We start from the raw sequence: 26,684 nt of genomic DNA on the forward strand, positions 1-26,684 counted from the left end.
CACTTCCTTTATACTATGTTTCAGTCCGATATTACCTTATTTTAGGAGAATCGCTTATACATTACCAGATGAATATGAAGAGGGTTTTAACAATCATTAAACAATGCATGGGTGAATGATATCTTCGGCTTCGATTGATTAACACAATCAGTGGATCGATGTAACAAGAAAAAGACCTACCTTCACAAGGGAGACCATTGAGCCAAGTTTCGCCGATGCAAAAGAACTTCATGGTTTCCGATACGGCACATAGGAGGAGTCTTGCCAAGGTCTCCGAGCCGCGTGGGCCCCAAACATAAAAAATGGCCCCGCTCTTCTTGGGGTAAGGATCTTGTTATGTTGTTAAAACCTTATGAAAAACCGCCTCCAACCCTTGGTATAGCAGGGAAGAGGCGGTTTTGGATATTATATGGAAATAATCTTCACAAAAGGTCCTTTTATCCCAGAAAACCTACATCGCCGTCTCTTTGGTCCGGTGACCGGGAGCGGAGGACCGTGCCATGATCCATGTGATCAAGGCAGCAAGCATAAGTGAAACCGCCAGCAAATAAAAACCCGCATGGTAATGACCGGTCGTGTCTTTCAACATCCCCACGAATTTGGGACCGAAGTAACCGCCCAAATTGCCGACCGCATTTTGCAGACCCATGGCTGCCCCGGCTACGGAAGCGGGAAACGTGGCGGTGGGGATTGCCCACAGCGGTCCATAGGGAGCGTACACGCCCATGGCCGTGATCGACAACAGGACCATCTGCCACAAGGGAGATTCCACCCATTGTCCTACTACCATTGCGATAGAAGCAATCAACAAGGGAATCGCCACATGCTGGATACGATTCATCCGTCGGTCGGACCATTGGGAGTTAACCACCATGGCCACCAACGCACAAGCGAAGGGTATAGCCGTCAACCATCCCATGGCTGCGGGATCTTTCGCAAACGTGCCGACCACGCTCGGAACCCACATCGTGTATCCGTAAAAACCGGTAATCCAGAAAAAGTACATCAACACCAAACCCCAGACCAACGGACTTAGCAGGGCACCTCTGTAACCTACCGCTTCGGTCGGCAATTGTTCCCTTCGCAACGTCTCCAGCAATTGTTTCTTTTCGTCTTCCTTCATCCATTTTGCTTCGGTTGGACGATCTTGAATCACCGCCAACCAAACGAAAGCCCAGATCAGCGGAGGCAGTCCTTCAATGATAAAGACGGCTCGCCAATCGAAATATGTCAATAACATGCCGGATAAAGGTGCCATCAACATCGCCGAAACCGGGAGACAGGACATCCATACGGCATTAGCTCGTGCCCGTTCCCGGTTGGTGAACCAGGAAGCCAACAATACTAGCACAGCCGGCCATACACCTCCTTCGGCCACGCCGAGCAAAAAGCGAACCCATTTCAGTTGCGCCTCCGTTTGTACAAGACCACAGGCGACCGATGCGATTCCCCATAACAGCATTAGGATAAAGATCAGCTTTCTCGCCGACCAACGCGTGGCCAGAATGCCACCCGGTATCTGCAGGATCATATAGCCCCAGAAAAAAATGCCGGCGATCTCACCCGCTGCCGAAGCGGACAGGTGAAGGTCTTTCTGCATGGCCGGCAACAAGATACCGACATTGATCCGATCCATGTACGCCAACATATACATGACAAAGGCAACGGGAATAATTCGTATCCACTTTGACACGCACATCATGATCCCTCCCGATCGCGGATATTGATAACGCTTACATGTTACGGGTGGCAAGAGGGGGGATATCCCCCCTTTTTTAAACGGTTTGATATCGGTCGGCGTATGCGACCGCAGCCCGAATCGCTTCCATCATCGACACCGGCGAGGCAAGGTTGTGTCCAGCGATGTCAAAAGCGGTGCCGTGATCGACACTGGTTCGTAATATTGGCAATCCCAGCGTGATAGAGACTGTTTTTTCAAAGTCGATCATTTTGGCCGCAATATGCCCTTGATCATGATACAAGGATAAAACGGCGTCATACTGTCCTTTCCGTGCAAAATGGAACACCGAATCGGCGGGAATGGGCCCGATGACATCCTTTCCTTCGGCCTGCGCCCGTTTCACCGCTGGATGTATCGCGTCCATCTCTTCCGTCCCCAGAAGTCCTCCTTCACCGGAGTGGGGATTAAGCCCTGCAACCGCCAGCTTGGGGGTTCCGCCCGTGAGTTGGCACAAGGATGCATAGGATCGGCGAATCCCGTTCAGGACAAAATCCGAATCTCTCATCCGCCGGCAGGCTTCCATGAGCGGCAGATGACGGGTAAGGAAGAATATTTTGACGTTTTCGACCGAAAACATCGTCATCTCCTGTTTTGCATTCGTCAAATCGGCCAACATTTCCGTATGGCCGATGTACGGAACGCCGGCTGCTTTCAGCGCTTCTTTGTTGATCGGAGCTGTTACCACGGCATCGATTTCTCCCTTCAGCGCCAACTCGGTCGCTTTGCGGATGTACTCGTATGCCGCCTGTCCGCAAGTGGCTTGCACTTCCCCCATCCGCAAGCCGTCAATCTGAATATTGTCCAGATCCAATACATCCACTGTACCGTATGTGTATACTCCTTCAGCAGCATGACGAACCCGATGAAACTGCAACCAACTGCCGGTTCGTTCCTTCATCCTCTCCAATACAGGGATGGATCCGATCACGATGGGTTTGGCCGCATCGTAAAATTCCTTCTCCTGTAAAGCTTTCAGAGTGATTTCTGGCCCGATTCCCGCCGGATCTCCGATCGTGATGCCCAAAATGGGCCGTTTCTTCCCCATTTGTTTTCCTCCTCCATTTACCACTGTCGTAAAAGCGCTTTCACACTGGTCAAAACAGCATCAACATCTCCGACGGATCCTCCCTTGGTAACCATGTGCATGCCCTGAAACGGTCCCCCGACCAGTCTGGCCATCACGCACAGTGGGAGAATCTCCCCTCTCAACTGCAAACCTTCCACTTCCATAGCCTGAAGCGTTGTGAACGCGACTTCTCCGCCGGACAAATACAGCCCGTCAAACGAATAACGATGAAGTAAGTCAATCACTAAGCGGGCGACTGCTTGAGATACGGTACGCCCGTCGCCCCCGGTCGCCGGCACCCCGTCCGTTCGCAACCCGACGACTTGAAACCGTGCCGCCAGTTTTTCCACACGGCGAACCACTTCCCCGATATAATCTTGAGCACCGTCCGTACGGGTCAGGCGGTCTGCATCCACCGTCAGCATCCCGACGGGAAAGGCTTGCTGTAGATAATCCAACTGTTTGCGGGCAGTTTCCGCGAGACTTCCAGAGACCAGTAAAATTCGTTTGATTGCGGCGTTTTTGGCCGCTGCATAGGCCGCCGTGAACGGACCAGGGTCCACCGGCAGAACTGGACGATCCAACCCGGCCCAACCTTCGGCAAGTTGCTCAATCTCCCCATCTGATGCGGCATCGCACACGATCAGTTTGTGGCCGAGACCAATCAGTCGGTCGAGTGCTGCGCGCAAATCCGCCGCGGGCGTGTTCCCCGTCTCTAGCAACCCCACCGGCAGAGACGTCTGCGATTGTATCCAGTCAACTACTCGAGAAGTCCGTACGGGTGTGAAAGGATCCCGTCCGGCCTCGGTTTGGTGGACGGGTTTTCCGTGTACGAATAGTTCGCCCCCTCTGGTGATTCGTCCCGATTCGGGGAAAGCGGGGACCACGGCGGCGATCGTCTCCGGCGGCATCACACGCAATACGGCTTCCGTCTCACTGCCGATCGAACCGCGTAGAGTGCTGTCAATCCGCTTGGCCAATAGCGGGTGGGTGTCGTAACTCATCACATGTTCCGCCATGCGTCGAACACGCAATCCGGCCTCTTCCGCCGGAAGCAGTCGAGTGGCTGCGTTCCACACGACGGCATCATGCCTTTCGAAGGGAGAAGTGATGGAGACGCGGTGATCCGGCACGGACAACACCCTCCATCCTTGTTTGGCCAGTAGCACGCCAGTGGCGTTGCCGCCGGTGATATCATCTGCGATCACCACGAGTTTTCGCATGGACTTTCCCCCCGTTTTCGGCGATGAGCACCTCGATCCCTCGTTGTTGGCACTGTTCCTGAAACTCCACAGGCATATGATGATCCGTGACGATCGCGTGGAATTGATCCAAGTCCGCAAAAGTGGCCAGGGCCCGTTGACCGCACTTGCTTGTATCCGCCAACAGGATACGTCGGCGGGCACAGTTCAGCATAGCCTGTTTGATCGCCACCTTGGAAAAACTGTTGCTCATCGCGCCTCTTTCCGCGTCATACGCGTCACAACCGATAAACGCCGTGTCCACATGCAACCGGGACAACATCGACACGCTGAAATGCCCTTCCAAACTGTAGATTTGCGGCTTTAGTTCCCCTCCTGTCAACAAGACCCGAATTCCTGGCACATCCACCATCTCGGATGCGATTTTGATATCGTTGGTCACGAGAAACAAATCTTGAAACCGTGTCAATTCCCGAGCCAGGCGCAATGTGGTCGATCCTGCATCCAGAATGACACTTTGTCCTTCCCCGATCAGGGAAACCGCTAGCCGGGCAATCGCCTCCTTTTCAGCCACATTCCGTTCATCCTTCCAACCGAAAGGATGTTCGCGTAGTTTGTCCTGACGCAACATGGCGCCGCCGTGGGTACGGATAATCTTTTGTTCGGCTTCTAGATAATCGAGATCGCGCCGGATCGTCATCGCCGAAACGCCGAATTGCTCGGCCAGACGGTTGATTTCCGACACGCCTTCCTGTTCGATCTTCTGCAAGATTTTCTGCCTGCGTTCGGCGGACAACATGGGTCAACGCCCCCTAATCCAAAGCAGATGTGAAAAAGTAACACATATTCTGTTTGATATCGTGAATTTATGTTTCTTTATGTTAATTTACAATATAAACGGACTATTCATTCATGTCAACCATTTAGTTAGGGTTCCAATAACCCTGTACCCTTCGGACTGAGTCCGCCCAGTAAAGGCGAGTCCATTCAGTATGGTTGGCAATCCGCGGCCTGCCAATATAAACCGGCGGAAAGACGAAGTGGAATGACATTAACTTTGGTCACTGTAATCCAAATGGAGGATGCATTCAGTTCTACAGCGAGCAGCGGATTCAATTAAAATGAAACAAGTTGACGCCTGTGGAAACAGACGTCAACTCGTTGTTACGTGTGTCTACAAAATGGGGGCTATTTACTCACCCTTTTTTGTTGTGTCTACTTTAAGGAGGACATTTGATCAGCGTGGCTGACTGTACCGTTCATTTCTGATCAGAAAAGAGTAATATCGCATCGCCAACCGGACGCTCTCCGGTGTCATCGGAGGGGCGGTTGACCAGTTGTTTCTGGACTGTCATGGTCGTGGAACCGCCACCGTCCAAATTGACAGCTTCGGATGCTCCCAACGCTTTCATAATTTCCGCACTTTCCTTAAAGCTTGCCCCTACACTGTGACCCGGCTTCCTACCGTCCACTGTGACCAAAAGAATTTTTCCGTCCGGCGTCGTACCTGCCAAAGTTCGGGGGTGACGTATCACCCCAAAACTATAAAAAAACTCGGGTTTTTCTTTCCAATGGAACCCTTCGGCGAATGCGGTGATTTTGATTTTCCCTTGTTGAAGCAACCGGGGACCGCCGTTGATAATCCCCATTTGTTGTTTAAGGGGAAGGCGGCTGCCATTGGAATAGACTTCCGAATCGACTTTCATCCGGCTTCCGAGTTTGGCATGGGCCCGAAGCCAGTTCGCTGCATCCCCTGTTGCCGACAACACGGATCCTTTTTCCGGAATGGTATTGCCGCGTGATTCGTGGAAAGCAACGACTTGTCCCTTTTCATCCAGTACAGCTTCCACACCGGCGCCGGATTCGGTGGTCTTTCCGAAGGCCGGAGTGAATTGGATGAGTTCATTCTCGTCGGTGCAGGTATAGTCGTGTTTGGGAAGTTCCGTCGGTTGATCCCCTCCGGTGCCCCCGCATCCTCGGATCAAACCGGGTTTGCGGTTGACCCCGTCCATCTCCCGGTGAGCCCCGTCCGGGGAAATATGGGTCTGCCTCTCGTCTAGATTCTCAAAAGGTTTGGATAGCAAAATAAGCAATCCAACCATACAATATGACAGGGTCAATTGCTTAAATCTTTTGGGAAGGTGATTGGATTGACACAAAATCAAATATGGCATCCTGTTGCAACCGAGATATACCGTAGCCTGTACAGTGAACAGATGGTTTGTTCCATGAGTACGCAGCTGTTTCATATTCCCGAAACGAGAGATTTAAAAGGAAATGCGGAAATGCACAGGGATCTTGTTCCGGCTTCTTATCACCGTGTGACAGCAGCAGGATCCGCACAAAGGCTACTAAACGGAGAATACGCACCGTCCATTATAAAAACCCTCATCGCCTGCATACAGAACGCCGAGCAGAGAGATCGTAGAGTGCGTGCCGGTTTAAATGTCATGAGGAACGCTTCACCTACTTCTTACCAACCGTTTATTATAAACATTATCCGCTGGCAAGATTCCACTGAACGGCATTTACAAAACGCAAAACAATACACGCTGCGAATTACAGGCCCTGCTGCGTGGCAGGAGCAATCCCAGTATCGCGCAATGTAAAGACACCACCTCCTTTATTTAAAGTAATAATGATCACTTTATCTGCCGGAATCGTTTGCTCTGGATAGGACGGAGATTGTCCTCTACGATTCGACTTTTCTTGCCCCCCATCCAGTACCTCCGTACCGTAAGCAACATGCCCAAATTGGCTATGCTGAAAAGCTCCTGCATCCCATTACCCCCTGGCTCTGTGTAGGGTCCACCCCGTGATTGATTTTCACCAAAGGGCTTGTATTGTATGCAAGGAGAAGAATTGGTTGACACTCCCACGCCTGAAGACGTGGGATTCTTGGTTCTTCCTGCCAGCTTTAGCCGTATAGTCCCCAAGCTGACACCGTGTGTCCCACGGCCTAAAACGTTATCCTGCGGGCTTTAATCCTTCCTTGAGGATGTTTTTCGCCGCATTGAGATCCCGGTCGTGGTGAATACCGCATGCGGGACAGGTCCACTCCCGCACGTTCAGCTTTTTCACCTCTTTGTTTCGGAACCCGCATTGCGAACACAGCTGGCTGGACGGGAACGTCTTCCCGACGAGGCGGATCCTTCGCCCGTACCAGCGGGCTTTGTATTCCAGCATGGACCGGAACTCGGACCACGCCGACTCCGAAATGCCACGGGCCAGCCGGCGGTTCTTCACCATATTCCGCACTTGCAAATCTTCCAGGCATACCGTTTGGTTTTCACGGATGAGCCGAGTCGAAAGCTTGTGCAGGAAATCCTGCCGACCGTTGCGGATCTTCTCATAGAGCCGGGCCACTTTTAATCGGGCTTTGTTCCGGTTTTGGCTGCCCTTTCGTCTTCGGGACAGAATCCGTTGCCAACGGATCAACTGTTTTTCGTACTTCCGGTGATGTTTTGGGTTGGGAATCACCACTGGGACGTGTACGACTGAACCGGATGCTTTTTGCTCCTGAACCGGGGGCGGTGATTCTGTTTCTTGAAAAACCGTTGAAAAGCATCCGCCAAATGCTTCAATGCATTCTGCAACGAAGTCGCATCCGGTTCCTTCAACCATTCCAACTCTTTTTTTAATTTCGTCAATTTTCGGGAGCAAGCCGCGTAGCTCAGCCCTTTTCCCGTTTGTTCATAGGCTTCGTTCCATTGGCTTAAAAAATGGTTGAACACAAACCGTGTGCAACCGATGGACCGATGGATGAGACTAATTTGTTTCCGGTTCGGGTAGATGCGAAACCGATACGCCTTGTAGATCTGCACTCACCTCCTTGTCCTCTTGGTTTTACCCCAACAGGAACGTATGTTCTAGTCTTTGGGCGAAAAAATTGTCGGACGGTTGAGAGGGGGCAAGCCCTCCCTTGTCCGACGCTCACTTTCATCCCAACCCAAAAAGGCTGGGTTTTCCCGCTCGCTATTTATAATTCCGAAGAGCAGAAACGATCCCTTGAAACATTGAAAACATCTATCGATACCGATGATGGATAAACTGCATCGATTAACCGATCTGTCTTCATGTACGATTGCCGGGGATACTCATTCTGTCAAAGGGGGGTGTTTCCTGTCCTTTTCTTGTTTCTTTAAATAGAACAGGCACACGCCTTCCATCCTTCACATAAGCTAAAAACACCTGTTTTTGACGGGAACAGGAGCGGAGGTGACGGTGGCGTGCCCGGATTGTTTTCGACGATTGCAGTGTTGTTTCGCGAAGCGATGTTGTTCGTGGCCTACATCAAGAACAATGCCTTCCCACAGCCGCTGAAAGAAGAGGAGGAAGCCAAGTACCTCAAAGAGATGGCAGAAGGGGATCCCAAAGCAAGAAACGCCCTCATCGAGCACAACCTGCGTCTCGTTGCTCACATCGTCAAGAAATTTGAGAACACCAATGAAGACACCGAAGACCTGATCTCCATCGGGACGATCGGTTTGATCAAAGCCATCGAGTCCTATCAGCCGAACAAAGGGACCAAGCTGGCCACTTATGCAGCACGTTGTATCGAGAACGAGATCTTGATGCATTTGCGTTCTCTTAAGAAAGCACGGAAAGATGTTTCGTTGCATGACCCCATCGGTACAGATAAAGAGGGCAATGAAATCACCCTCATCGATGTATTAGGCACAGAACGTGACGAGATCGTGGAGGCCGTACAGTTGAAGATTGAGAAGAAAAAGATCTACAACCACCTTCATATCCTTGATCAGCGGGAGCAGGAAGTGATTCGGGCCCGTTTTGGACTAACCGGAGGTAAGGAGAAAACCCAGCGGGAAATCGCCAAAGAATTGGGCATCTCCCGTTCCTATGTGTCACGAATTGAGAAGCGTGCATTGATTAAGTTGTTTCATGAGTTTTATCGGGTGGGATCGCAGTGAGAAATAAAATGGAAAAGGGTTACAGCCTCCTTGTAGGGAGGCTTTTTTAACAGAGGAAGGTCCTGAACCATTTTTTAATTCTCTACATAATGGAGTAAAGCTCTCCTTCCTAAGAAAACCTCTACGAATTTGATATTGCTGGCGACTTTACGGAAAAAGAAAAAACTGTCATCATTAGAAGAAGGGAAAGAGCAAGGGGGACATCTTGAAGAAAAACAGTAACTTTCCAGCTTTACAGTAAAAATGGTATAGGAAAAAAAGACGCTGCCTGGGATGTCGAGGAATTGAATGGAATGCTTCATCGGATTGATTTTGTAGAAAGAAGATGACGGACTGATGGAATTTCTGACGATCTTGCTTCCCATCTTCATGATTTTTGCAATCGGGTTTATCGGGCAGAAGTGGATCGGGTTCGATATTCGCAGCCTGTCCACCATGGCCATGTATCTGATGTCGCCGGTATTGGTTTTCCGAACGTTTTACCAGCTGAAGTTTGAACCTACTTATATGTATATGATTCTTCACTCCGCATTGTTGTGTATCTCTCTGATCGGGATCGTTTATCTGATCGGATGGTGGAAGGGATATACCACGACGGAGATCTGCGGATTGATACTGGCTTCGGTCTTTATGAACAATGGAAACTACGGTACGCCGTTGGTACTGTTTGTCTTCGGGGAAAAGGGGCTGCACTATGCGGTGTTTCTGATGGTTATTCAAGCGCTGATCATGTGTACGGTCGGGGTATACTATGCAGCCAAAGGGAGCCCGGAACATGACGGGGTTCGCTCGGCGTTGCGGGCGGTTCAGCGGATGCCCATCGTATACGGCGCTTTGGCGGGCATGCTGTTGCACATGTTCCAAGTACCGTTGGCCCCTTCCTTGATGCAAGCGGTCCATATGGTCGCCGATGCCACGATCCCGACCATCATGATTATCTTGGGGATGCAGTTGGCCACGATCTCCATTCGCTCGCTGTCTGTGGAGAAGTTGTCCTATTCCCTTGCTTTACGGATGCTCATTTCACCGGTCATCGCGTTTGCCATCACCTGGTTTCTGCCGATGGAGCCGCTGTTAAAGCAGATTCTGATCCTGATGGCGGCGATGCCCACGGCGGCCAATACGACATTGTACGCGGTTCAATTCCGGACAGAACCTGATTTTGTGTCCAGCGCTACTTTGATTAGCACCAACTTGAGTATCCTGACGTTGCCGGTGTTGCTGGCACTGCTGATGTAAAAGACCTTCCCGGTGATACACTTCTCCCCTTTCAGTGGACAGTAAGAAGCAAGCCCCTTGCTGTTCATGGGGAGGGGATTTTTATATGGGAGGCCCTGGAAAGCAGCTGCTCAGTTTGGAAGAGGAAGTGATCAGACTCCGGTGGAAAGAGAACTTTCTAAAAAAAGCGGCTGGGTCTCGAGAGGCGGTGCGGGGTGAAAAAAAGAGAAAAGGCTTTGCAGTGATCCGAAAGATGTCCATATCCTTTCCCCTTGGACTGAATAGAACCGGAGCCGGGAGCTCGTTTCGGGGTGAAGTCAGGTGGACGAGGCAACCCGGGGTCCATCCCCGGGTTGTTGCATGAGGTCTTTAATTGTGAATTTTGGACAGCAATTCTGAATGGCTGCCAGTCCCTTGGACACTTCGTGGGCCGGTGTGATCCGTTGGCCGTCAACCTGGAATTTGCCCTGGTAAGCCCCGATGATGACGTAGGCATCCTGATCCGTCACCGGACCTTGGTATTTCTGAAGGAACAGGATGTAATGCTGATCCTTGTTCATCACTTGGTTGTGTTCCACCGTCAGGTGGCGGGTTTCATCGAACCCCCCTGTCTCCAGAATAGTGATGGTTCGGGCGGTTCGATCTCCTTTCATCACGGAGGTGACTTGGAACGGAGTGAGGGTGAAGGGCATGCCTTCATGTTTCAGAAGGGATTGCCTGGACAGGGATTTTCCCTCCACGACCAGATCCGCATCCCGTTTCAGGTCCTCCACACCGGTATAAGTCTTGTTGACGGAGACTCCCAGTTCCATCTCCTTTGGGGCGAAGAAGGAGACGTATACGCCGACGGCCAGCAGCACGGTCAGCGTGACGATCAACAATGGATAGATCTTCATTTTGGTCATGTGGATCATGGGACGCATCCTCCTTTATATTGAAATCAGTAAATGGCGTTGACGCCGTTGATGTCGTCCGAAGTCGGGCTGTAGACAGTCCGTCCGTCATTGGAATACATGACGGCGCCTCCCGGTCCCAGTCGGTCTTCATGAGCTAGTCCCAGGGCATGACCCAGTTCGTGGGTGATCACGCCTTTGCGCTTGGTGGATGAATAACTGTCGGTGTAGTAAGTGTTGATGGAGATGACTTTTTTCTGATTATTTTTTATTTTAAAAATAAGGATAGGACGGGTTGTTGTTGGTCGTTGGATTTGCGTGTCAGGGTCGGAGATATTCGGCATTCGTGAAAAGGAAGTTGCTTATACGTTCGTCTTCCGATGGAATTATTCCACTGTTTTTTAACGATTGCGCAATAGGGGCTCAATCTTCGCTACACATGTGTTTGATACATTTATGTTGTTCCAGTGATTATCAGACTTTCCCCAAGGAGGGGGTCCCTCATGGCGAAAACGATGGAGACACTCTCTCCGCTGACAGTCAAGTTGGCGGAAAATGAGGAGGAACGGCAACAAGCTTTCCGATTGCGTTACCGTGTGTTTGTTGAGGAAATGAAGAATTCGATACCCCGCAATCCCCAACGGTTGGAATGTGATCAATATGACCCGTATTGCGACCATCTGATCGTCGTGGAACCTGACCGCGGGGAAGTGGTCGGTACGTATCGTTTGTTGCCGGGTGACCGGGCTCGTCGTCACTGCGGCTTTTATTCCGAGACGGAATTTGATCTTTCCGCTTTTCAACGTTCGTCATCGGTTACCTTGGAGTTGGGCAGGAGTTGCGTGGCACCGGAATATCGCGACGGGAAAACCATTCAATATTTGTGGGCCGGTATCGCGGATTATCTGAAACGGCACCGGTTTCGGTACCTCATCGGTTGTGCCAGTATGCCGTCGATGGAACGGGAAGATCTGAACCGTATCTACAGTTGGTTGCATGGGAAGGGAATGTTGAGCGACGAATACGGTATTCAACCGCTTCCCGACGGGAAAGTAGAAGGATTGGAACTTGTCGACATCACGGGGCAGGAGAAAGCGATCATGCGGATGATTCCTCCTTTGCTCAAAGGGTATGGTCGTCTGGGAGCCAAACTGGCGTCTCAACCCGTGTACGACCCGATCTTTGGTACCTTTGATTGGCTGGTGGTGCTGGAAACATCACGCGTGATGCGGCGGTATCAGCGTCACTTTTTTGGAGGGGAGGTAACTGTTTGTACGAATGGATCGCCAGATTGACGAAGAATGAACGAAGGATGCAGACGGTTTCGCATTGGTTGCGACGGATGCCGCGTCCGTTGGTTGAATGGATGTGCCGATGGATGGGCTTGTTGCTTTATACGGTAGCTTTTGCGCTGAGACGGAAAATCCGGGAAAATCTGTCCCAATTGTTGTCTGAACGAACTTCCGGGCAAATCCGTCGCATCACGCGACGGTATTTTGAGCACGGGGTCCTTACATTATACGAGATCCTGGTCGATCTACCGTCTGAGTCGATCGGGAGCCGCTCAAGATTTACGGTCGAAGGGGAAGAACATCTGAGACGGGTGCTGGAGAACGGAAAAGGGGCCATTCTATTTACTCCTCATATCGGTAATTATTTTTATTATTACTGGTACTTCTCCCAGCGTTATCCCTGCCTGACCGTTGTGACGGCGGGGAGTGAAGAGCTGCGCCCCTTGTATCTCCGCATGCAAACCCTCGGATGCCAAGGACTGGATTATGACAATACCCCGCCGCTGACACTTTTGCGCAAGTTGAGGCAGCATTTGCGCGAAGGTGGTGTCATTCTGCTTCTAGGGGATTTTTGGCGGCCCAATTTCCCGCATGCGCTGATGTTCGGCAGACAAACGCGCAGTCCCAGGGGAGCGGCCCAACTGGCTTTGCAAGAGCAAGTACCCGTGATCCCCTTTTACGGATACCGTGAGCGGGGTTTATGTCATCGCATGGTGATCGAACCGCCCGTTCACCTATACAAGTATTTCGGTTTGGGTCAAACCCTGGAAGCGACCAACCGGTTGAACGGTTTTCTGGAAAGAGCGATCCGCACTTGCCCTGAGCAATGGTTTTACTGGTTTAATGCCGATCGCCGATTGGTAATGGAAAGGGATCGGGCAGTGGAAGATGGAGGGAGTGCAGATGAAATCGACCCGGTTTCCGTTTCTTCATAAGAATCAACAAGAAGTTCGCTACTCGATGATTTCGAGTACGTTTGTAACGGGACATTTGTCGCCTTTTGCAGGCCAGGCGGGAAAAGGGGGACAGGTTTCCACTCCCGCCCTTCTCTGTGTGGGGACGTTTTCTAAGGTAACGGGAAACGGGGGCGAAAGAGAGTGAGGTAATCCATTTTACGGGTGCACCGGGGATGGATTGTCTCACTCTTTCGTTTTGTTCGGGAAGTGTTCAGTAAGAGAAAGGGGAGAATGTCGTTGGATACGGGAAGCCATCTGCTGTTCGGATTCACCATGGCCGGGCTGTCGTATTTGGACCCGGCGGTATCTGGTGACCCGACCCTGGCCCAGGCGGTGATGGTAGGAACGGTGGTGGGTTCCAATGCACCGGATATTGACAGCGTGGTGCGATTGAAGGGATATTCCGCCTACATTCGTTATCACCGGGGTATCATGCATTCGATTCCCGCTTGGTTTGTTTGGCCGGCGGTGATCGCCGTTCCGTTGGCTGCCGGATATCAAGTGTGGGATCATTTTTGGACGTTGTACGGCTGGATTTTGCTATCCGTCGCCTTTCATGTGATCCTAGACTTGTTCAACACCTACGGTGTGCAAATCGCTCGACCGTTCGCGAAAAAATGGTTTCATCTCGATATTTTGGCGATCTTTGAGCCATTTTTGTTCGTCGTGCATCTGGGAGGGTTGTGGTGGTGGTACCAAGGAGCCGACCCGCGTCAGCTGTTCGGCTGGGTGTATGCCGTCACCATCGGGTATATCGCCGTTCGCGCATGGCATCATCGACGAGTGATTGACCGAGTATACAGGGAAACCGATTTAACGGGGATTTGCCATGTCTTGCCCACGTTTCACTGGTTCCATTGGCTGTTTGTCGTAGAGACGGAGGATGGTTTTTATACGGGGAAAGTGTCGGGGCGTTCGGTTCGGGTGGAGGATTTCTACCCCAAGGCACAGGAGCACTCGGCAATCCGGGCGAGTATGAAAACAGACGGGGTGCGGGCGTTTCTCAGTTTTGCCCAGTGGGTACACGTTACCTGTCGGGAGTTGCAGGACGGGTACGAAGTCATATGGAGCGACGTTCGCTTTTGGTACGACAAAAAACTGCCGTTCGGCGTCAATGTCCGGCTGGACAAACAAGGCAACGTGGTGTGGCAGCGGTTGGGCTGGCGCAAGCGGTTGTGGGACCCGCCGTTCGTGTGAGTGATGGATGTTGGAAGGAATACAACGGGTTACCCATTTTCTGCCCTGATAAAGCCTGAACAACCCAAAAGACCTCCTTTCCTAGGAGGTCTTTTGGGTGTGCTTTGCTTTCTCGATCCGAAAGCCGCCTTTGCCGATCACTTTTTTCTTTTTCAAGATGCGTACTTTGTATTTTCCCGGTGCCAGTCGGCCGTCTTCTTCCGGGATATGAAACTCGTACTGTAGCCCATTCCAGTTGGGCTTGACGATCTCTTTCCATTCCAGAGCTTTTGGAGAGTTCGTTTTGCTTTGGTTTGGCTGGATTTGTATAGTGAGCTGTTTGACGCCGAACTTGGGAGGGTAGGAAAAGTCCAATACAATGCTTTCGTCCGGAGTAAAGACGGTACGTTTCTCTTTTAATTCGTTCTTTTGGTCAGCGGAATAGACCCCGAACGTAATGGGATAGGTATCCGGTTGGGCGGGCTTTGGGCTTTTCCCGCAACCAGCTGTCACCAACACGAAGGATAAAATGATCAACATGAACCAAAGGCGGTGCTTCATGTGGTTCCCTCCTTTTTCAAGACATCTCCATTCTATAAAAGAATGTAAGATGGTAAAACAACCTTTTGGTACGACAAAACGTCGGATGACATAGTGATTTTATTAAATATTTATAAATATCTTTAACCCCTCACCACTCTTTCCGGATTGATTTTTTAATGTTAGCAATCTTCGGGACCCGCAATGATCCTTGGTTCTTTTTGGTTATATCGTGACGATTGTGTCAACAAATCGTGGCTAAATTGTTGCAGACCGATGAAAGTTTTTCAAAACTCCACTGTCGGTAAAACCATCGCTCTCTTCTATTTGATAATATTTTCGGGGTAGACAATACGATGGAGTCGTGACTTGTCGTTGGTCTGTTTGGCAACGGTCAGTTGATGGGAAGAGATAGCGGATCCTGATTTCATTCTGACAAGTGACGATATACCGTAGCTAGTTCTTTTGGATGAGACTTGTTAGACAGAACCCTGAGGAGAGAGGGGAAGAAGACATGGTGACACTTGGCAAGCGCCTGCGCCGGTGGTTGGCTTTTGCAGGGTTGACGGCGCTGTTGGTGATGACAGGGTGCAGCCGCGAGCAGATTCCTGTGTTGAATCCGCAAGGACCGGTTGCCCAGAAGCAATATGACCTAATAATGTGGTCCATTGCATTGATGACCATTGTCATCGTTGCGGTGTTCGCTCTTTTTACTTATGTATTGATTAAATACCGGGCCAAACCTGAAAACGAAGGATACAACCCGCCGGATCAACACGGCAGTCGTCTTCTGGAGACGATCTGGACGCTGATTCCGGTCATTATCGTGATTGCACTAGCGATTCCGACGGTAAAAGTTACCTATGACTTGGAAAAACCGCCGTCGCAACACAAAGAACCGGTAACCATTAAAGTGACATCCGCCAACTGGAAGTGGATTTTCCGCTACCCTGAAGAGGGGATTTCCACGGTCAACTATGTAAACATCCCGGCAGACGTACCTGTCAAATTTGAACTGGATGCCGTAGGTCCGATGAACTCCTTCTGGGTACCGGAGTTGGGCGGTCAGGAATACACCATGCCGGACATGGAGATGGCCATGTGGCTGGAAGCGGATAAACCGGGCACATACACTGGACGAAGCGCTAGCTATTCGGGTGAACACTTTACCCACATGACCTTCAATGTGAATGCCCAGTCCGAAAAGGATTACGAAAAATGGGTGAACAAAGTGAAGAAAACCGCACCCAAACAATCCGAGGCGGAGTTCCGAAAACTCTTAGAGCCCGGCCGTGTACCGGAGATGACATTCTCTTCCTACCCGAAAAATGCGGATGAGATCGAAGTCGAAAAGAATCGGGAAGACGGACTCGACCGCTATGAGAACAGGCAGGGCGGGCACCACGAACATCAAGAACACACTGGCCACATGAATCATGAAGGCCATCAATCGCACTAACAGAGGAGAAGGAGGGACGGGCCGTGAACTTGTTTGAGTTTAAGATGCCCGAGCATTTCATCATCTGGAACGATCCGCTCATCAAAGGTGCATGGGTCTCGATCATTCTGGCGACGCTCGGCATCGTCTTTGTCCTCACTTACTTCAAAAAGTGGAAGTGGTTGTGGGACGAATGGCTGACGACCGTCGATCACAAGAAGATCGGCATTATGTATATCATTGCGTCGCTGTTGATGCTGTTCCGCGGCGGGGCGGACGCCCTGTTGATGCGGACCCAGCTGGCGTTTCCCGATATGAAGTTTTTGAACGCCCAGCACTACAATGAGATTTTTACCACTCACGGTACGCTGATGATTCTGTTTATGGCAATGCCCTTTATTATCGGGATGATGAACATTGCCATCCCGTTGCAGCTCGGCACCCGTGACGTGGCTTTCCCCTATCTGAACGCCATGAGCTTCTGGCTGTTCTTCTTCGGGGCGATGCTGTTCAACATTTCCTTCGTCATCGGCGGATCTCCCGATGCGGGGTGGACCAGTTATACACCGCTGGCCGGTTCGGAATATGATCCGGGACCGGGGCAGAACTACTATCTGCTTGCGTTGCAGATTGCCGGGATCGGTACATTGATGACCGGGGTGAACTTCCTGGTCACCATCGTGAAAATGCGTGCACCCGGGATGACCCTGATGCGCATGCCGATGTTCGCATGGTCGACGCTCATCACATCGGTGATCATCATCTTTGCTTTCCCGGTGCTGACGGTGGCACTGGCTTTGATGACCTTTGACCGGCTGTTCGGAACGCACTTCTTTACCATTTCCGGAGATGGGTCGCCCATGATGTGGGCCAACCTGTTCTGGGTCTGGGGTCATCCGGAAGTGTATATCGTTATTCTGCCGGCATTCGGTATTTTCTCCGAGATAATCAGTACCTTTGCGCGCAAGCGCCTGTTTGGATACAACGCGATGGTGTACTCCATGGTGGCTATTTCCGCCCTGAGTTTCATCGTATGGTTGCACCACTTCTTCACGATGGGCAACACGCCGGCGATTAACTCCTTCTTCTCGGTATCTACAATGGCGATCGCCATTCCGACCGGGGTGAAGTTGTTCAACTGGCTGTTTACCCTGTACAAAGGACGCATCGAACTGAAAGCCCCCATGTTGTGGGCGATGGGCTTTATCCCCACCTTTTTGATCGGCGGGGTGACCGGGGTGATGCTGGCATTGGCTCCGGCGGATTATCAGTATCACAACAGTTACTTCCTGGTCTCTCACTTCCACTACGTGCTGATCGGTGGTACCGTCTTCGGCATGCTGGCGGGGATGTACTACTGGTGGCCCAAGATGTTTGGCCATATGCTGGATGAGCGCATGGGCAAATGGGCTTTCTGGCTGTTTACCATCGGTTTCAACGTCTGTTTCTTCCCGCAGTATCCGCTGGGTCTGATGGGAATGACGCGCCGGATGTACACCTATCCGGAAGGGTTGGGATGGGACGGCCTCAACCTGCTGTCTACCATCGGTGCCTTTATGATGGGCGTTGGTTTCCTGATCATCGCCTACAGCATCTACTGGAGTGCCCGCTACGGCGAGCGTGATACCACTGGGGATCCGTGGAACGGCCGCACTCTGGAATGGGCTACCACTTCTCCTGCGCCGGTGTACAACTTCGCCCACATTCCGAAAGTGGAAGGACAGGATGCCTTCTGGCTGATGAAACAGAAGCGGAAAAAGGGCAAAAAGGAAAAAACGCCGGAATTAAAACGGATCCATATGCCGAAAGACTCCGGCCGCCCCTTTGTCTTTTCCTTCTTCTGGTTCGTTGCCGGTTTCGGATTTGTTTTTGAATGGCATCTGATCGGCTTTGCCGGACTGCTTGGCGTGCTGGCTTGCATGCTGCTCCGTTCCTTCGAGTATGACGACCATTACTATATCGAAGTGGACGAGATCAAACGCACGGAAGCTGCGGCAGGGAGGTTATAACAATGGCAACTCAAAATAATCACGCCTCCACGCCACTGGAATATTCGACGGAAGAAGGCCGCTTGAAGATCTTTGGTTTCTGGGTGTTCCTCGGAGCGGAGATTGTGCTGTTTGCTACCTTGTTCGCTACCTATCTGACGTACCAGCACGCTACCGCCGGGGGACCCACGCCACAAGACCTGTTCGTGGTCAAGGATTTCATGATCGAAACCCTTCTCCTGTTAGCCAGTAGTTTCACATGTGGCTTGGCGATTTATGAAATGCGGCGAGGCAACCAAAAAGCGCTCCTGCTTTGGTATATTGTTACTTTGCTTCTCGGTGCCGGGTTTTTGTACTTCGAGATTCACGAATTCTTTATGTATGTAACAGAAGAAGGAGCTACAATGCAAACCAGTGCTTTTTTGTCTTCCTTCTTCGTTCTGCTGGGTACTCACGGCGCCCACGTAACCCTAGGGATTTTCTGGATCATCCTCTTGTTGATCCAGCTCCAAAAACGGGGCATTACGCCGGTCACTTCCCGGAAGCTGTTTGTGGCGGGTCTGTACTGGCACTTTCTGGACGTGGTCTGGATCTTCATCTACACGTTGGTGTACCTGATGGGGGTGGCTGGCTGATGGCTAAGAAAAAAACAAACCAACAACCACAACAGCAACGCAAGGAAAGCCCCATGGGTCACATTATCGGTTTTGCGCTGTCGTTGATTATGACCTTCGCTGCCTTGTATGCGACGATCTCGATAGATTTGCCCAAGCCGATTTTCCTGACGGTGATTATCGGCCTGGCCATCGCCCAGGCGTTGTTGCAGCTCATGATGTTCATGCACTTGAATGAAGGAACCGCGGCGAAGTATCAGATCTGGACGATCATATACGCAGTGTTTGTCGCACTGGTAACCGTACTGGGGACCATCTGGATCATGCTGTACAACATGACGGGGCATTAAAAAGGTTGCTCGGTGGAAGGTTACGCTTCCGCCGGGCTTTTTTATGTTTATGTCATTTATCAGGTGGCTTGACGAAAGTAAGTTGGTTACGGTACTATACTTACATAAAGTAAGTTAGGGTGTGCTATTATAATCTGCATCGGACATCCCAGGTTCACCCTTTTTTAAACGGAGGAGTCGAAACGGCTTTTTTTTATCGAGCTCCTGCGACACCAGTGAATAAAAAGGGAAGATTCTTAAGAGAAGACAGAAAGGGGATATATGATGGCAACTAGACGAACGGCCGGGATTCATCACATCACGGCGATCGTAGGAAATCCCCAGGAAAACGTGGACTTTTATGCAGGGGTATTGGGCCTGCGCCTGGTGAAAAAAACGGTCAACTTTGATGATCCGGGTACCTATCATCTCTATTTCGGGGATGAAACGGGTACCCCTGGAACGATCATGACCTTCTTCCCGTGGCCGCAAGCCCAAAAGGGAACGATCGGTTCGGGGCAAGTCGGTGTCACCACTTTTGTGGTACCGGAGGGAGCCCTCAGCTTTTGGCAAGAACGATTGAACAAGTGGGGTGTGGGATGGGAGAAAAACATCCGCTTCGGCGAAGAGGTGCTTCAGTTTGACGATCCCCACGGGTTGCATCTCGAATTGGTCGCCCGAACAGAAGGCAAGCTCAGTGGGTGGTCTTTTGGCGGAGTGCCCGCAGAGAAAGCGATCAAAGGGTTCGGAGGCGGCATTTTGTATACCTGGAAACCGGAGAAAACGATGGAACTCCTGGAAAACGTGTTGGGCTTGGAGAAAGCGGCCGAAGAAGGGGATTATGTCCGCTTCCGTTCGTGGGATGACCTGGGCAACATCGTGGATGTAAAGAAAACTCCGCTGCTGCCGGGGCGGATGGGAGCCGGTGTGGTTCATCATATCGCTTGGCGTGCCCAAGATGATGAGGATCATGTAAAATGGCAAGCCCACGTGCGGCAAAACGGATACCAGGTAACACCCATCATTGATCGGCAATATTTCAACTCCGTTTACTTCCGGGAGGCAGGCGGCATTCTCTTTGAGATCGCCACTGATCCGCCGGGATTCACCCGGGATGAGACCAAAGAGGAACTGGGTTCTCGCTTGTTGCTACCCCCATGGCTGGAATTCGAACGGGAGCAGATTGAAAGTATGCTCTTGCCCGCGGAAGTGCGGGTGCTGAAGGGGGATCAGGCATGAAACACATTTTTCAGCAGGGGACAGACCCGAACGTACCGACCTTGCTGCTGCTTCACGGAACCGGGGGCACGGAACAGGACTTGCTCCCGCTGGCAGAGATGATCTCTCCCGCCTCTTCGGTTCTCAGTGTTCGCGGCAATGTGTTGGAAAATGGGATGCCCCGGTTTTTCCGCCGGTTGGCTGAAGGGGTATTTGACGAAGACGACTTGGTTTTCCGCACCCAGGAGTTGCAGGAGTTTTTGCATCGGGCGGCGGCAGAGTATAGCTTTGACCGGGACCGGCTGGTGGCTGTCGGTTACTCCAACGGGGCCAATATCGCGGGCAGCCTGCTGTTCCATTGTCCGGGGGCACTGATGGGGGCGATCCTGCATCACCCGATGGTACCCCGGCACGGAGTGAAGCTACCCGATTTGACCGGTACACCGGTTTTTATCGGTGCGGGGAAAAATGATCCGATTTGTGCACCGGAAGAAACGGACGAGCTAAAAGCCTTGCTCGAGGGGGAGGGTGCTTCGGTGGATGTCCACTGGGAATCTTTTGGGCACCAGCTGACCCGAACCGAAGTGGCAGCGGCGGCGGAGTGGTTTCAAGAGCAGTTTTTATGACCAGAGTTGTTTGCAGAGCGAGACAAAAACCCGGACCCAGGCTGAAAAGCCTGAGCCGGATTTCATGGTTTACTCATCCTACACAAACTAGAAAAACAGCCGGTTGCACGCCGGCTGTTTTTCGGTGATTACAAGGACATGCGCAGGATTTCCATCACGTCGTCCCGGTTCAGTTTTTTGAAGTTGCCGAATTCCCCTTTGGCCATGGCCCGATCGGCAATCAGGTCCAGTTTGGAATCGTCGATGTCGTAATCCTTCAGGCGGCTAGGTGCTCCGAGGATGGTCCAGAACTTCCGCAGCTTCTCGATCCCTGCCAAAGCAATCTCCCGGTCGGAACCGAGGTTCGGGTCCACATCAAACACCCGGATAGCCAGCTGTTTGAAGCGACCCACATTTTCATCCAGGGTGTACTTCATCCAGTTGGGGAACAGGATGGCCAAACCGCCGGCATGGGGGATGTCATACACGGCGGAGACGGCGTGTTCGATATTATGGGTGGCCCAATCCCCCCGAATCCCCATGGACAAGGTGCCGTTCAAAGCGATGGTGCCATTGTAGAGAATCGTTTCCCTGTATTCGTAGTTTTCCAGATCCTCGATTAGCTTCGGTGCTACTTCCATCACCGTTTTCAGGATGGATTCGCACATCCGGTCCTGAAGCGGGGTGTTGGGTACGTGATGAAAATACTGTTCAAACACGTGGGACATCATGTCCACTATACCATAAATCGTATGGTTCTTCGGAACGCTGAACGTATAAACCGGATCCAGGATAGAAAATTTGGGGTAGGTATGGGGGCTGCCCCAGCCGTACTTTTCGTTGGTCTCCCAGTTTGTAATCACAGAGCCCGGGTTCATCTCGGAGCCGGTAGCCGCCAAGGTGAGTACTGTACCGAAGGGGAGGGCAGCTTCTACTTGGGCTTTGCCGCTGATAAACTCCCACGGATCACCGTCAAACTTGGCGCCGGCAGCGATCGCCTTGGAGCAGTCGATAACGCTGCCGCCGCCTACCGCCAGGATGAAGTCGATATTTTCTTGGTGGCAGATGTGTACCCCTTTTTTCACCGTACTCAAGCGCGGGTTAGGCTCTACTCCAGCGAGCTCGGATACATTGCTTCCGGTCTCATTCAGGATCGACATTACTTCATCATAGAGGCCGTTTCGTTTGATGCTTCCGCCGCCATACACGAGCAGCACGTTTTTGCCGAAACGGTTCAGTTCGTCTTTCAGCTGAGAAAGCTGACCTTTTCCAAATATCAATTTGGTCGGATTGCGATATACAAAAGGGTTCATGGGAACAACTCCTTTTTTGGCCGGACTGATCCATTACTATAGTAACATTTCGGGTACCGAAATGAAAAGAGGGTTGTTTTGAAAAGAAATACTGGCTTCTATCGGCTATTCCACAGGATTTTACGGCAGGACGGATTCCTCCTGCCAACCCTTTTGGCTCTCAAGGTACGAGTTGTTGTTTTCCGGCAGGGACGATTGGTTCTATTGGAAATTTCGGATATTTGTTAATATAAAAACTGAATGGCGTTTGTTTGCTGTTACGGGTGGGTTTACGGTTACAAGATTATGCTAATGATGAGGAGGGGTTTCATGGGGTGGAAGATGGGTTGGTATCGGATTCTGTCAGTAACAACGGGTGTGTCGTTGTTGATACCGGCTACAGCGGTGGGAGCCGATCAGGCAGCCGGAGCTACGACGGAGGTGCGGGATTGGAACAAAGGAGGGAGCGCCGTTTTTACTCATACACCGCCATTTCCCTGGGACAAGCCGGGTGTTTCCTCGCCGGTGTTGCATCCGGGAACACCGGCCGCGGCAGGAATGTCTGAAGCTTCTTTGGAAGCGATGGATCCGTACCTGGAGCAGGCGGTCCAAGATAAGGTCATGCCCGGAGCGGTGGTGCTGATCGCGCGGAAGGGGCAGATCGTCAAGCACCAGGCTTACGGAAATGCTCTTCAGTACAAAGATGATCAGTACTCACCCGTGGACCAGCCGATTCCGATGGAAAAAGCTACGATTTTTGATGTGGCGTCCATCAGTAAAATCTTTACGACCACAGCGGCGATGAAACTCTATGAAGAAGGAAAGTTTCAGTTGGATGATCCTGTCGCCAAATACATACCGGAGTTTGCCGCCAATGGAAAAGAAGAGGTCACCATTCGCCAACTGATGACCCATACCTCCGGTTTTGAACCGTTTATCCCTTTATGGAAGGAAGAGGGGAACCGGGAGGATCGGTTGCAGGCGGTGTTTGCCCATCCATTGAAATCTCCGCCGGGAACCACATACGTCTACAGCGATCTGAACATGATTACTTTGGGTGCGTTGGTGGAGAAGCTGTCGGGGATGCGTCAGGATGCTTATGTAAAAAAGGCGATCACGGAACCCCTCGGGATGAAGGATACGATGTACAATCCGCCGGCATCCTTGAAGCCGCGGATTGCGGCTACCGAGTACCAGCCCTGGACCGAGCGCGGACTGGTCTGGGGTGAGGTGCATGATGAGAATGCCGCTTCGCTGGACGGCGTGGCCGGTCATGCCGGAGTATTCTCTACCGCCCATGACTTGGCGGTGTTTGCCCATACGATGCTGAACAAGGGGAAATACGGAAACACCCACATTCTGAAGCCGGAAACGGTGGAATTGATGGAGAAAAACCAGACGGCGGATTTTCCCGGTGATGAGCACGGTCTTGGCTGGGAGCTGAAGCAGGGCTGGTTCATGGATGCTTTGTCGGATATCCGCTCCATGGGACATACAGGTTTTACCGGAACCTCCATCGTTATCAATCGAAACAACGGGGTCATGGCGATCCTGCTCACTAACCGCGTCCATCCCACCCGAAAAACAGTCTCCACCAACCCGGCCCGCCGGCAGGTGGCGCGTCTAACAGCAGATGCGATCCCTGTAGCCATTCCGGGGGACGGCAAGGCATGGTTCGCCGGTTACGGGGATAATCTGGACCGATCTTTGGTAACGGAGTTGGACGGGTTCAAAGGTCCGTTGACGCTTACTTTTGAGACTTGGTACCGGACAGATGGAGACACCGATTACGGTGTGGTGGAAGTGTCCGAAAACGGTTATGACTGGAAAGCGGTCAGCGATCCGTACACCGAGAGCAGCGAAGGGTGGAAAAAGCTAACCCTCTCTTTGCCAGAGGGAGCCCGCTTCATCCGTTTTCGCTACCATACGGATGACTACGCCAACGGTCGGGGCTGGTATGTGCACAAGCCGGAACTAAAGACGGCTGACGGCCAACAGGTGAATGCAGAGTGGTCCGGTGTGGGATGGGAAATGCGGGATCGGTGATCCCTTGCACTCCCATGCTTAGGTAGGCGGATCCCATCTGACAACATTCATCTTCCAAAAGAATAGAGCTCTTCTGCTAAGGAACGATCTTTGAACGACGTACCCAGCTTGGATGCGTGGGATCGAGGCCGAAAGCGAGTAAAACACGACCTGGAGCAAAGACGTGACGTATGCCCTGTGGGTGCTTGTGCCCGTGGGCGACACAGGCTTTCCTTTTGCTCGCGCCTCGATCATTGCACTCAAGGAGCACAAGTCGTGCTATTTGTCGTTCCGCTCCAAAGTTACGCTATGTTTCGGAGCGGACAGCAACGCATCTGTGACGTCGAAGAGGGAGCGACGGGTAGAAGAGCTTTTTGCTGGGGTTCAAGAGGGCTTTCATCCATCTGGAGGTAGGTTTATTGTTGGTCCAACCTTTTTGCAACCGGATTCCAACCTATGGTATAGTTATTGCCGATAAGAAGCCACGGGTGAGAAGGTGGACCAGTGTTTAAATCAATCGTACCGGATGCCTTTGTGCAATCTATTTATGAAATTGATTTCAACGAGCTGCAACACCAAGGGGTGAAGGCAGCGATTGTGGATCTTGACAATACGCTGGTGGAAGCGAGCCGTCCGGATGCGACCCCCCAGCTGGTCAGTTGGCTGGATCGGTTGCAAGGAATGGGATTCCGGGTGATGATTGTCTCCAACAACAATCGGACGCGGGTGTCCCGGTTTGCTTTGCCTCTTCGGGTTCCATACATTCACCGGGCACGGAAGCCGTTATCGGCCGCCTTTAAAAAAGCTCTACGTAAGCTGGAGACAAAACCGGAAGAGACGGTGATGATCGGAGATCAGTTGTTTACCGACGTGCTGGGTGGGAACCGATTGGGCTTACGGACGATCCTGGTGGTGCCTGTTTCTGATGTAGAAGGCTTTTTTACCCGTTTGAACCGCCGGATGGAGCGTATGGTGTTTCGATGGATGAAACAGCGTGGATTGTTAAGTTGGGAGGATCCAAAGTGATGGAGGAGCGTTGGTGTGAAGGCTGCGGAGTTGAGCTGCAGACGGAGCGTCCCCATGCGCCGGGGTATGTTCCGCCTTCAGCGCTGGAGCGGGAGCATGTGATCTGCAAGCGGTGCTTTCGCATTCGGCACTATAATGAGATTGCCCAAGTGGATCAGGATCCGGATGTTTACTTGCAACTTTTGGACCAAATTGCGGAAACGGACAGCTTGGTGGTTCAGGTCGTGGATCTGTTTGATTTCTCAGGGAGTTGGATCCCGGGCATTCATCGCCATACCGGGGGAAACGATCTGTTGCTCCTGGCCAACAAGGTGGATGTCTTCCCCAAGTCGGCCAAGTACCAAAAGTTGAAAGAATGGGTGTACGCCTCTGCCAAAGAGATGGGTGTTCAACCGGTGGATGTCGTATTGATGAGTGCTGCCAAAGGCCAGCATATCAAAGAAGTAGCTGCCGCGATCGAGCGCTATCGTGCCGGACGGGATGTGTATGTGGTCGGTGCGGCCAACGCCGGCAAATCCACTTTTATTAACCGCCTTCTTCAGGAGTATGGTGCAGGCGAGGAGGTCGTCACCACCTCTCCGTATCCCGGAACCACACTGGATGCGATCAGCATTCCGCTAAATGACGGTCGGCGCATCGTGGACATGCCTGGTATCGTTCGTCAAGATCGGGTGAGCGAATGGGTTGCACCGGAAGAGCTGGAAGAAATCACGCCAAAGAAAGAATTGCGACCCAAAGTGTATCAATTGGAGGATCAGCAAACCCTCTTCTTTGGCGGGCTAGCCCGTTTTGACTTTGTAGAGGGAGAACGTCAGCCCTTTGTTTGCTATTTTGCCAACTCCCTTTACATCCATCGTACTAAATTGGAACGAGCGGACGAGTTGTGGGCCAAACATCGGGGAGAGCTGTTGTCCCCGCCCAAAAATCCGGATTCTTTACCGAAGTGGAAGCGGCATCGTTTTTATTTAAACGGCCGGGAAAAAGAAGATATTGTCATTCCGGGTCTGGGATGGATTGCTGCCGGGCTCAATCCGGCACAAGTCGATCTCTGGGTGCCGGAAGGAATCACCGTTCACTTGCGTCCCGCCATATTGTGATACGGATCTGCAGGCTCAGCCGCCCAGACATGGACAG

At 51.7% G+C, this 26,684-nt stretch carries 24 protein-coding genes and 1 pseudogene; 15 read left to right on the forward strand and 10 right to left on the reverse strand.

The window, feature by feature from the left end; genetic code table 11:
• Positions 1 to 451: 451 nt before the first annotated feature.
• The 5 genes from IEW70_RS06975 to IEW70_RS06995 form a co-directional block, all read right to left on the reverse strand.
• Entirely contained in the window at positions 452 to 1,699 is a 1,248-nt protein-coding gene (locus IEW70_RS06975; protein WP_188647207.1) for an MFS transporter, read from the reverse strand.
• Positions 1,700 to 1,775: 76 nt separating this feature from the next.
• The gene (gene pdxA, locus IEW70_RS06980) at positions 1,776 to 2,786 is read right to left on the reverse strand and encodes a 4-hydroxythreonine-4-phosphate dehydrogenase PdxA (RefSeq protein ID WP_188647208.1); all 1,011 of its coding nucleotides are present in this window, start codon (positions 2,784 to 2,786) and stop codon (positions 1,776 to 1,778) included.
• A 17-nt stretch (positions 2,787 to 2,803) separates the two neighbouring features.
• Complete coding sequence (locus tag IEW70_RS06985; protein ID WP_188647209.1) at positions 2,804 to 4,030, reverse strand: four-carbon acid sugar kinase family protein; 1,227 nt, start codon at positions 4,028 to 4,030, stop codon at positions 2,804 to 2,806.
• On the reverse strand, positions 4,002 to 4,808 hold the full coding sequence (locus tag IEW70_RS06990) for a DeoR/GlpR family DNA-binding transcription regulator (RefSeq protein ID WP_188647210.1): 807 nt from the start codon (positions 4,806 to 4,808) through the stop codon (positions 4,002 to 4,004). The genes IEW70_RS06985 and IEW70_RS06990 overlap by 29 nt, the downstream gene beginning before the upstream one ends.
• A 460-nt stretch (positions 4,809 to 5,268) precedes the next feature.
• Positions 5,269 to 6,093, reverse strand: a complete 825-nt coding sequence (locus IEW70_RS06995) for a phosphodiester glycosidase family protein (protein WP_188647211.1) — start codon at positions 6,091 to 6,093, stop codon at positions 5,269 to 5,271.
• 144 nt (positions 6,094 to 6,237) lie between these two features.
• Between IEW70_RS06995 and IEW70_RS07000 the strand changes: the two genes are divergently transcribed.
• Entirely contained in the window at positions 6,238 to 6,618 is a 381-nt protein-coding gene (locus tag IEW70_RS07000; RefSeq protein ID WP_308423139.1) for a hypothetical protein, read from the forward strand.
• Positions 6,619 to 6,976: 358 nt separating this feature from the next.
• On the opposite strand, the pseudogene IEW70_RS07005 reads toward IEW70_RS07000, so the two are convergent.
• A pseudogene (locus tag IEW70_RS07005) lies at positions 6,977 to 7,827 on the reverse strand (RNA-guided endonuclease TnpB family protein).
• A gap of 411 nt (positions 7,828 to 8,238) precedes the next feature.
• On the opposite strand from IEW70_RS07005, the gene sigK reads away from it, so the two are divergent.
• Both sigK and IEW70_RS07015 read left to right on the forward strand, forming a co-directional pair.
• Positions 8,239 to 8,940 (forward strand): RNA polymerase sporulation sigma factor SigK, encoded by a 702-nt coding sequence (gene sigK, locus IEW70_RS07010; protein WP_188647212.1) that lies wholly within the window; start codon positions 8,239 to 8,241, stop codon positions 8,938 to 8,940.
• Positions 8,941 to 9,276: 336 nt separating this feature from the next.
• Positions 9,277 to 10,179, forward strand: a complete 903-nt coding sequence (locus tag IEW70_RS07015; protein ID WP_188647213.1) for an AEC family transporter — start codon at positions 9,277 to 9,279, stop codon at positions 10,177 to 10,179.
• Positions 10,180 to 10,475: 296 nt separating this feature from the next.
• Here the strand turns inward: IEW70_RS07015 and IEW70_RS07020 are convergent, their stop codons facing one another.
• Both IEW70_RS07020 and IEW70_RS18090 read right to left on the reverse strand, forming a co-directional pair.
• A complete protein-coding gene (locus tag IEW70_RS07020) occupies positions 10,476 to 11,072 on the reverse strand; it encodes a hypothetical protein (RefSeq protein WP_188647214.1) in 597 nt (198 codons plus the stop codon).
• Between the two features lie 26 nt (positions 11,073 to 11,098).
• Positions 11,099 to 11,395 (reverse strand): M57 family metalloprotease, encoded by a 297-nt coding sequence (locus IEW70_RS18090; protein WP_268234833.1) that lies wholly within the window; start codon positions 11,393 to 11,395, stop codon positions 11,099 to 11,101.
• 159 nt (positions 11,396 to 11,554) lie between these two features.
• On the opposite strand from IEW70_RS18090, the gene IEW70_RS07030 reads away from it, so the two are divergent.
• The 3 genes from IEW70_RS07030 (at position 11,555) to IEW70_RS07040 (ending at position 14,496) form a co-directional block, all read left to right on the forward strand.
• Positions 11,555 to 12,346 carry a GNAT family N-acetyltransferase gene (locus tag IEW70_RS07030; RefSeq protein WP_188647216.1) on the forward strand — a complete coding sequence of 264 codons (792 nt, stop codon included), beginning with the start codon at positions 11,555 to 11,557 and terminating at the stop codon, positions 12,344 to 12,346.
• Positions 12,322 to 13,278 carry a lysophospholipid acyltransferase family protein gene (locus IEW70_RS07035; RefSeq protein WP_188647217.1) on the forward strand — a complete coding sequence of 319 codons (957 nt, stop codon included), beginning with the start codon at positions 12,322 to 12,324 and terminating at the stop codon, positions 13,276 to 13,278. Before IEW70_RS07030 ends, IEW70_RS07035 begins: the two co-directional genes overlap by 25 nt.
• Before the next feature lie 252 nt (positions 13,279 to 13,530).
• A complete protein-coding gene (locus tag IEW70_RS07040) occupies positions 13,531 to 14,496 on the forward strand; it encodes a metal-dependent hydrolase (RefSeq protein WP_229751869.1) in 966 nt (321 codons plus the stop codon).
• An 81-nt stretch (positions 14,497 to 14,577) separates the two neighbouring features.
• Here the strand turns inward: IEW70_RS07040 and IEW70_RS07045 are convergent, their stop codons facing one another.
• Entirely contained in the window at positions 14,578 to 15,036 is a 459-nt protein-coding gene (locus tag IEW70_RS07045) for a hypothetical protein (protein ID WP_188647219.1), read from the reverse strand.
• Positions 15,037 to 15,529: 493 nt separating this feature from the next.
• Between IEW70_RS07045 and qoxA the strand changes: the two genes are divergently transcribed.
• The 6 genes from qoxA (at position 15,530) to IEW70_RS07075 (ending at position 21,228) form a co-directional block, all read left to right on the forward strand.
• Positions 15,530 to 16,474, forward strand: coding sequence for a cytochrome aa3 quinol oxidase subunit II (gene qoxA / locus IEW70_RS07050; RefSeq protein WP_188647220.1), 945 nt, complete (start codon positions 15,530 to 15,532; stop codon positions 16,472 to 16,474).
• A 44-nt stretch (positions 16,475 to 16,518) separates the two neighbouring features.
• On the forward strand, positions 16,519 to 18,462 hold the full coding sequence (qoxB, locus tag IEW70_RS07055) for a cytochrome aa3 quinol oxidase subunit I (RefSeq protein ID WP_188647343.1): 1,944 nt from the start codon (positions 16,519 to 16,521) through the stop codon (positions 18,460 to 18,462).
• 2 nt (positions 18,463 to 18,464) lie between these two features.
• The gene (qoxC, locus tag IEW70_RS07060) at positions 18,465 to 19,076 is read left to right on the forward strand and encodes a cytochrome aa3 quinol oxidase subunit III (RefSeq protein WP_188647221.1); all 612 of its coding nucleotides are present in this window, start codon (positions 18,465 to 18,467) and stop codon (positions 19,074 to 19,076) included.
• Complete coding sequence (qoxD, locus tag IEW70_RS07065) at positions 19,076 to 19,405, forward strand: cytochrome aa3 quinol oxidase subunit IV (RefSeq protein ID WP_229751870.1); 330 nt, start codon at positions 19,076 to 19,078, stop codon at positions 19,403 to 19,405. The genes qoxC and qoxD overlap by 1 nt, the downstream gene beginning before the upstream one ends.
• A gap of 264 nt (positions 19,406 to 19,669) precedes the next feature.
• Complete coding sequence (locus IEW70_RS07070) at positions 19,670 to 20,623, forward strand: ring-cleaving dioxygenase (protein ID WP_188647222.1); 954 nt, start codon at positions 19,670 to 19,672, stop codon at positions 20,621 to 20,623.
• A complete protein-coding gene (locus IEW70_RS07075; protein ID WP_188647223.1) occupies positions 20,620 to 21,228 on the forward strand; it encodes an alpha/beta hydrolase in 609 nt (202 codons plus the stop codon). The genes IEW70_RS07070 and IEW70_RS07075 overlap by 4 nt, the downstream gene beginning before the upstream one ends.
• A gap of 128 nt (positions 21,229 to 21,356) precedes the next feature.
• Here IEW70_RS07075 and IEW70_RS07080 read toward each other — a convergent pair whose 3' ends face one another.
• Positions 21,357 to 22,520, reverse strand: coding sequence for an iron-containing alcohol dehydrogenase (locus IEW70_RS07080; RefSeq protein WP_188647224.1), 1,164 nt, complete (start codon positions 22,518 to 22,520; stop codon positions 21,357 to 21,359).
• Positions 22,521 to 22,829: 309 nt separating this feature from the next.
• Here IEW70_RS07080 and IEW70_RS07085 point away from each other — a divergent pair, with 309 nt between their 5' ends.
• The 3 genes from IEW70_RS07085 to yqeH all read left to right on the forward strand — a co-directional run bounded on the left by IEW70_RS07085 (position 22,830) and on the right by yqeH (position 26,647).
• The gene (locus tag IEW70_RS07085) at positions 22,830 to 24,545 is read left to right on the forward strand and encodes a serine hydrolase domain-containing protein (protein WP_229751871.1); all 1,716 of its coding nucleotides are present in this window, start codon (positions 22,830 to 22,832) and stop codon (positions 24,543 to 24,545) included.
• Positions 24,546 to 25,028: 483 nt separating this feature from the next.
• The gene (locus IEW70_RS07090) at positions 25,029 to 25,550 is read left to right on the forward strand and encodes a YqeG family HAD IIIA-type phosphatase (RefSeq protein ID WP_188647225.1); all 522 of its coding nucleotides are present in this window, start codon (positions 25,029 to 25,031) and stop codon (positions 25,548 to 25,550) included.
• Complete coding sequence (yqeH, locus tag IEW70_RS07095; RefSeq protein WP_373285929.1) at positions 25,550 to 26,647, forward strand: ribosome biogenesis GTPase YqeH; 1,098 nt, start codon at positions 25,550 to 25,552, stop codon at positions 26,645 to 26,647. The genes IEW70_RS07090 and yqeH overlap by 1 nt, the downstream gene beginning before the upstream one ends.
• Positions 26,648 to 26,684: the final 37 nt, after the last annotated feature.

Source organism: Marinithermofilum abyssi (genome assembly GCF_014641195.1).
In the GTDB taxonomy this organism is placed as follows: Bacteria; Bacillota; Bacilli; order Thermoactinomycetales; family DSM-45169; genus Marinithermofilum; species Marinithermofilum abyssi.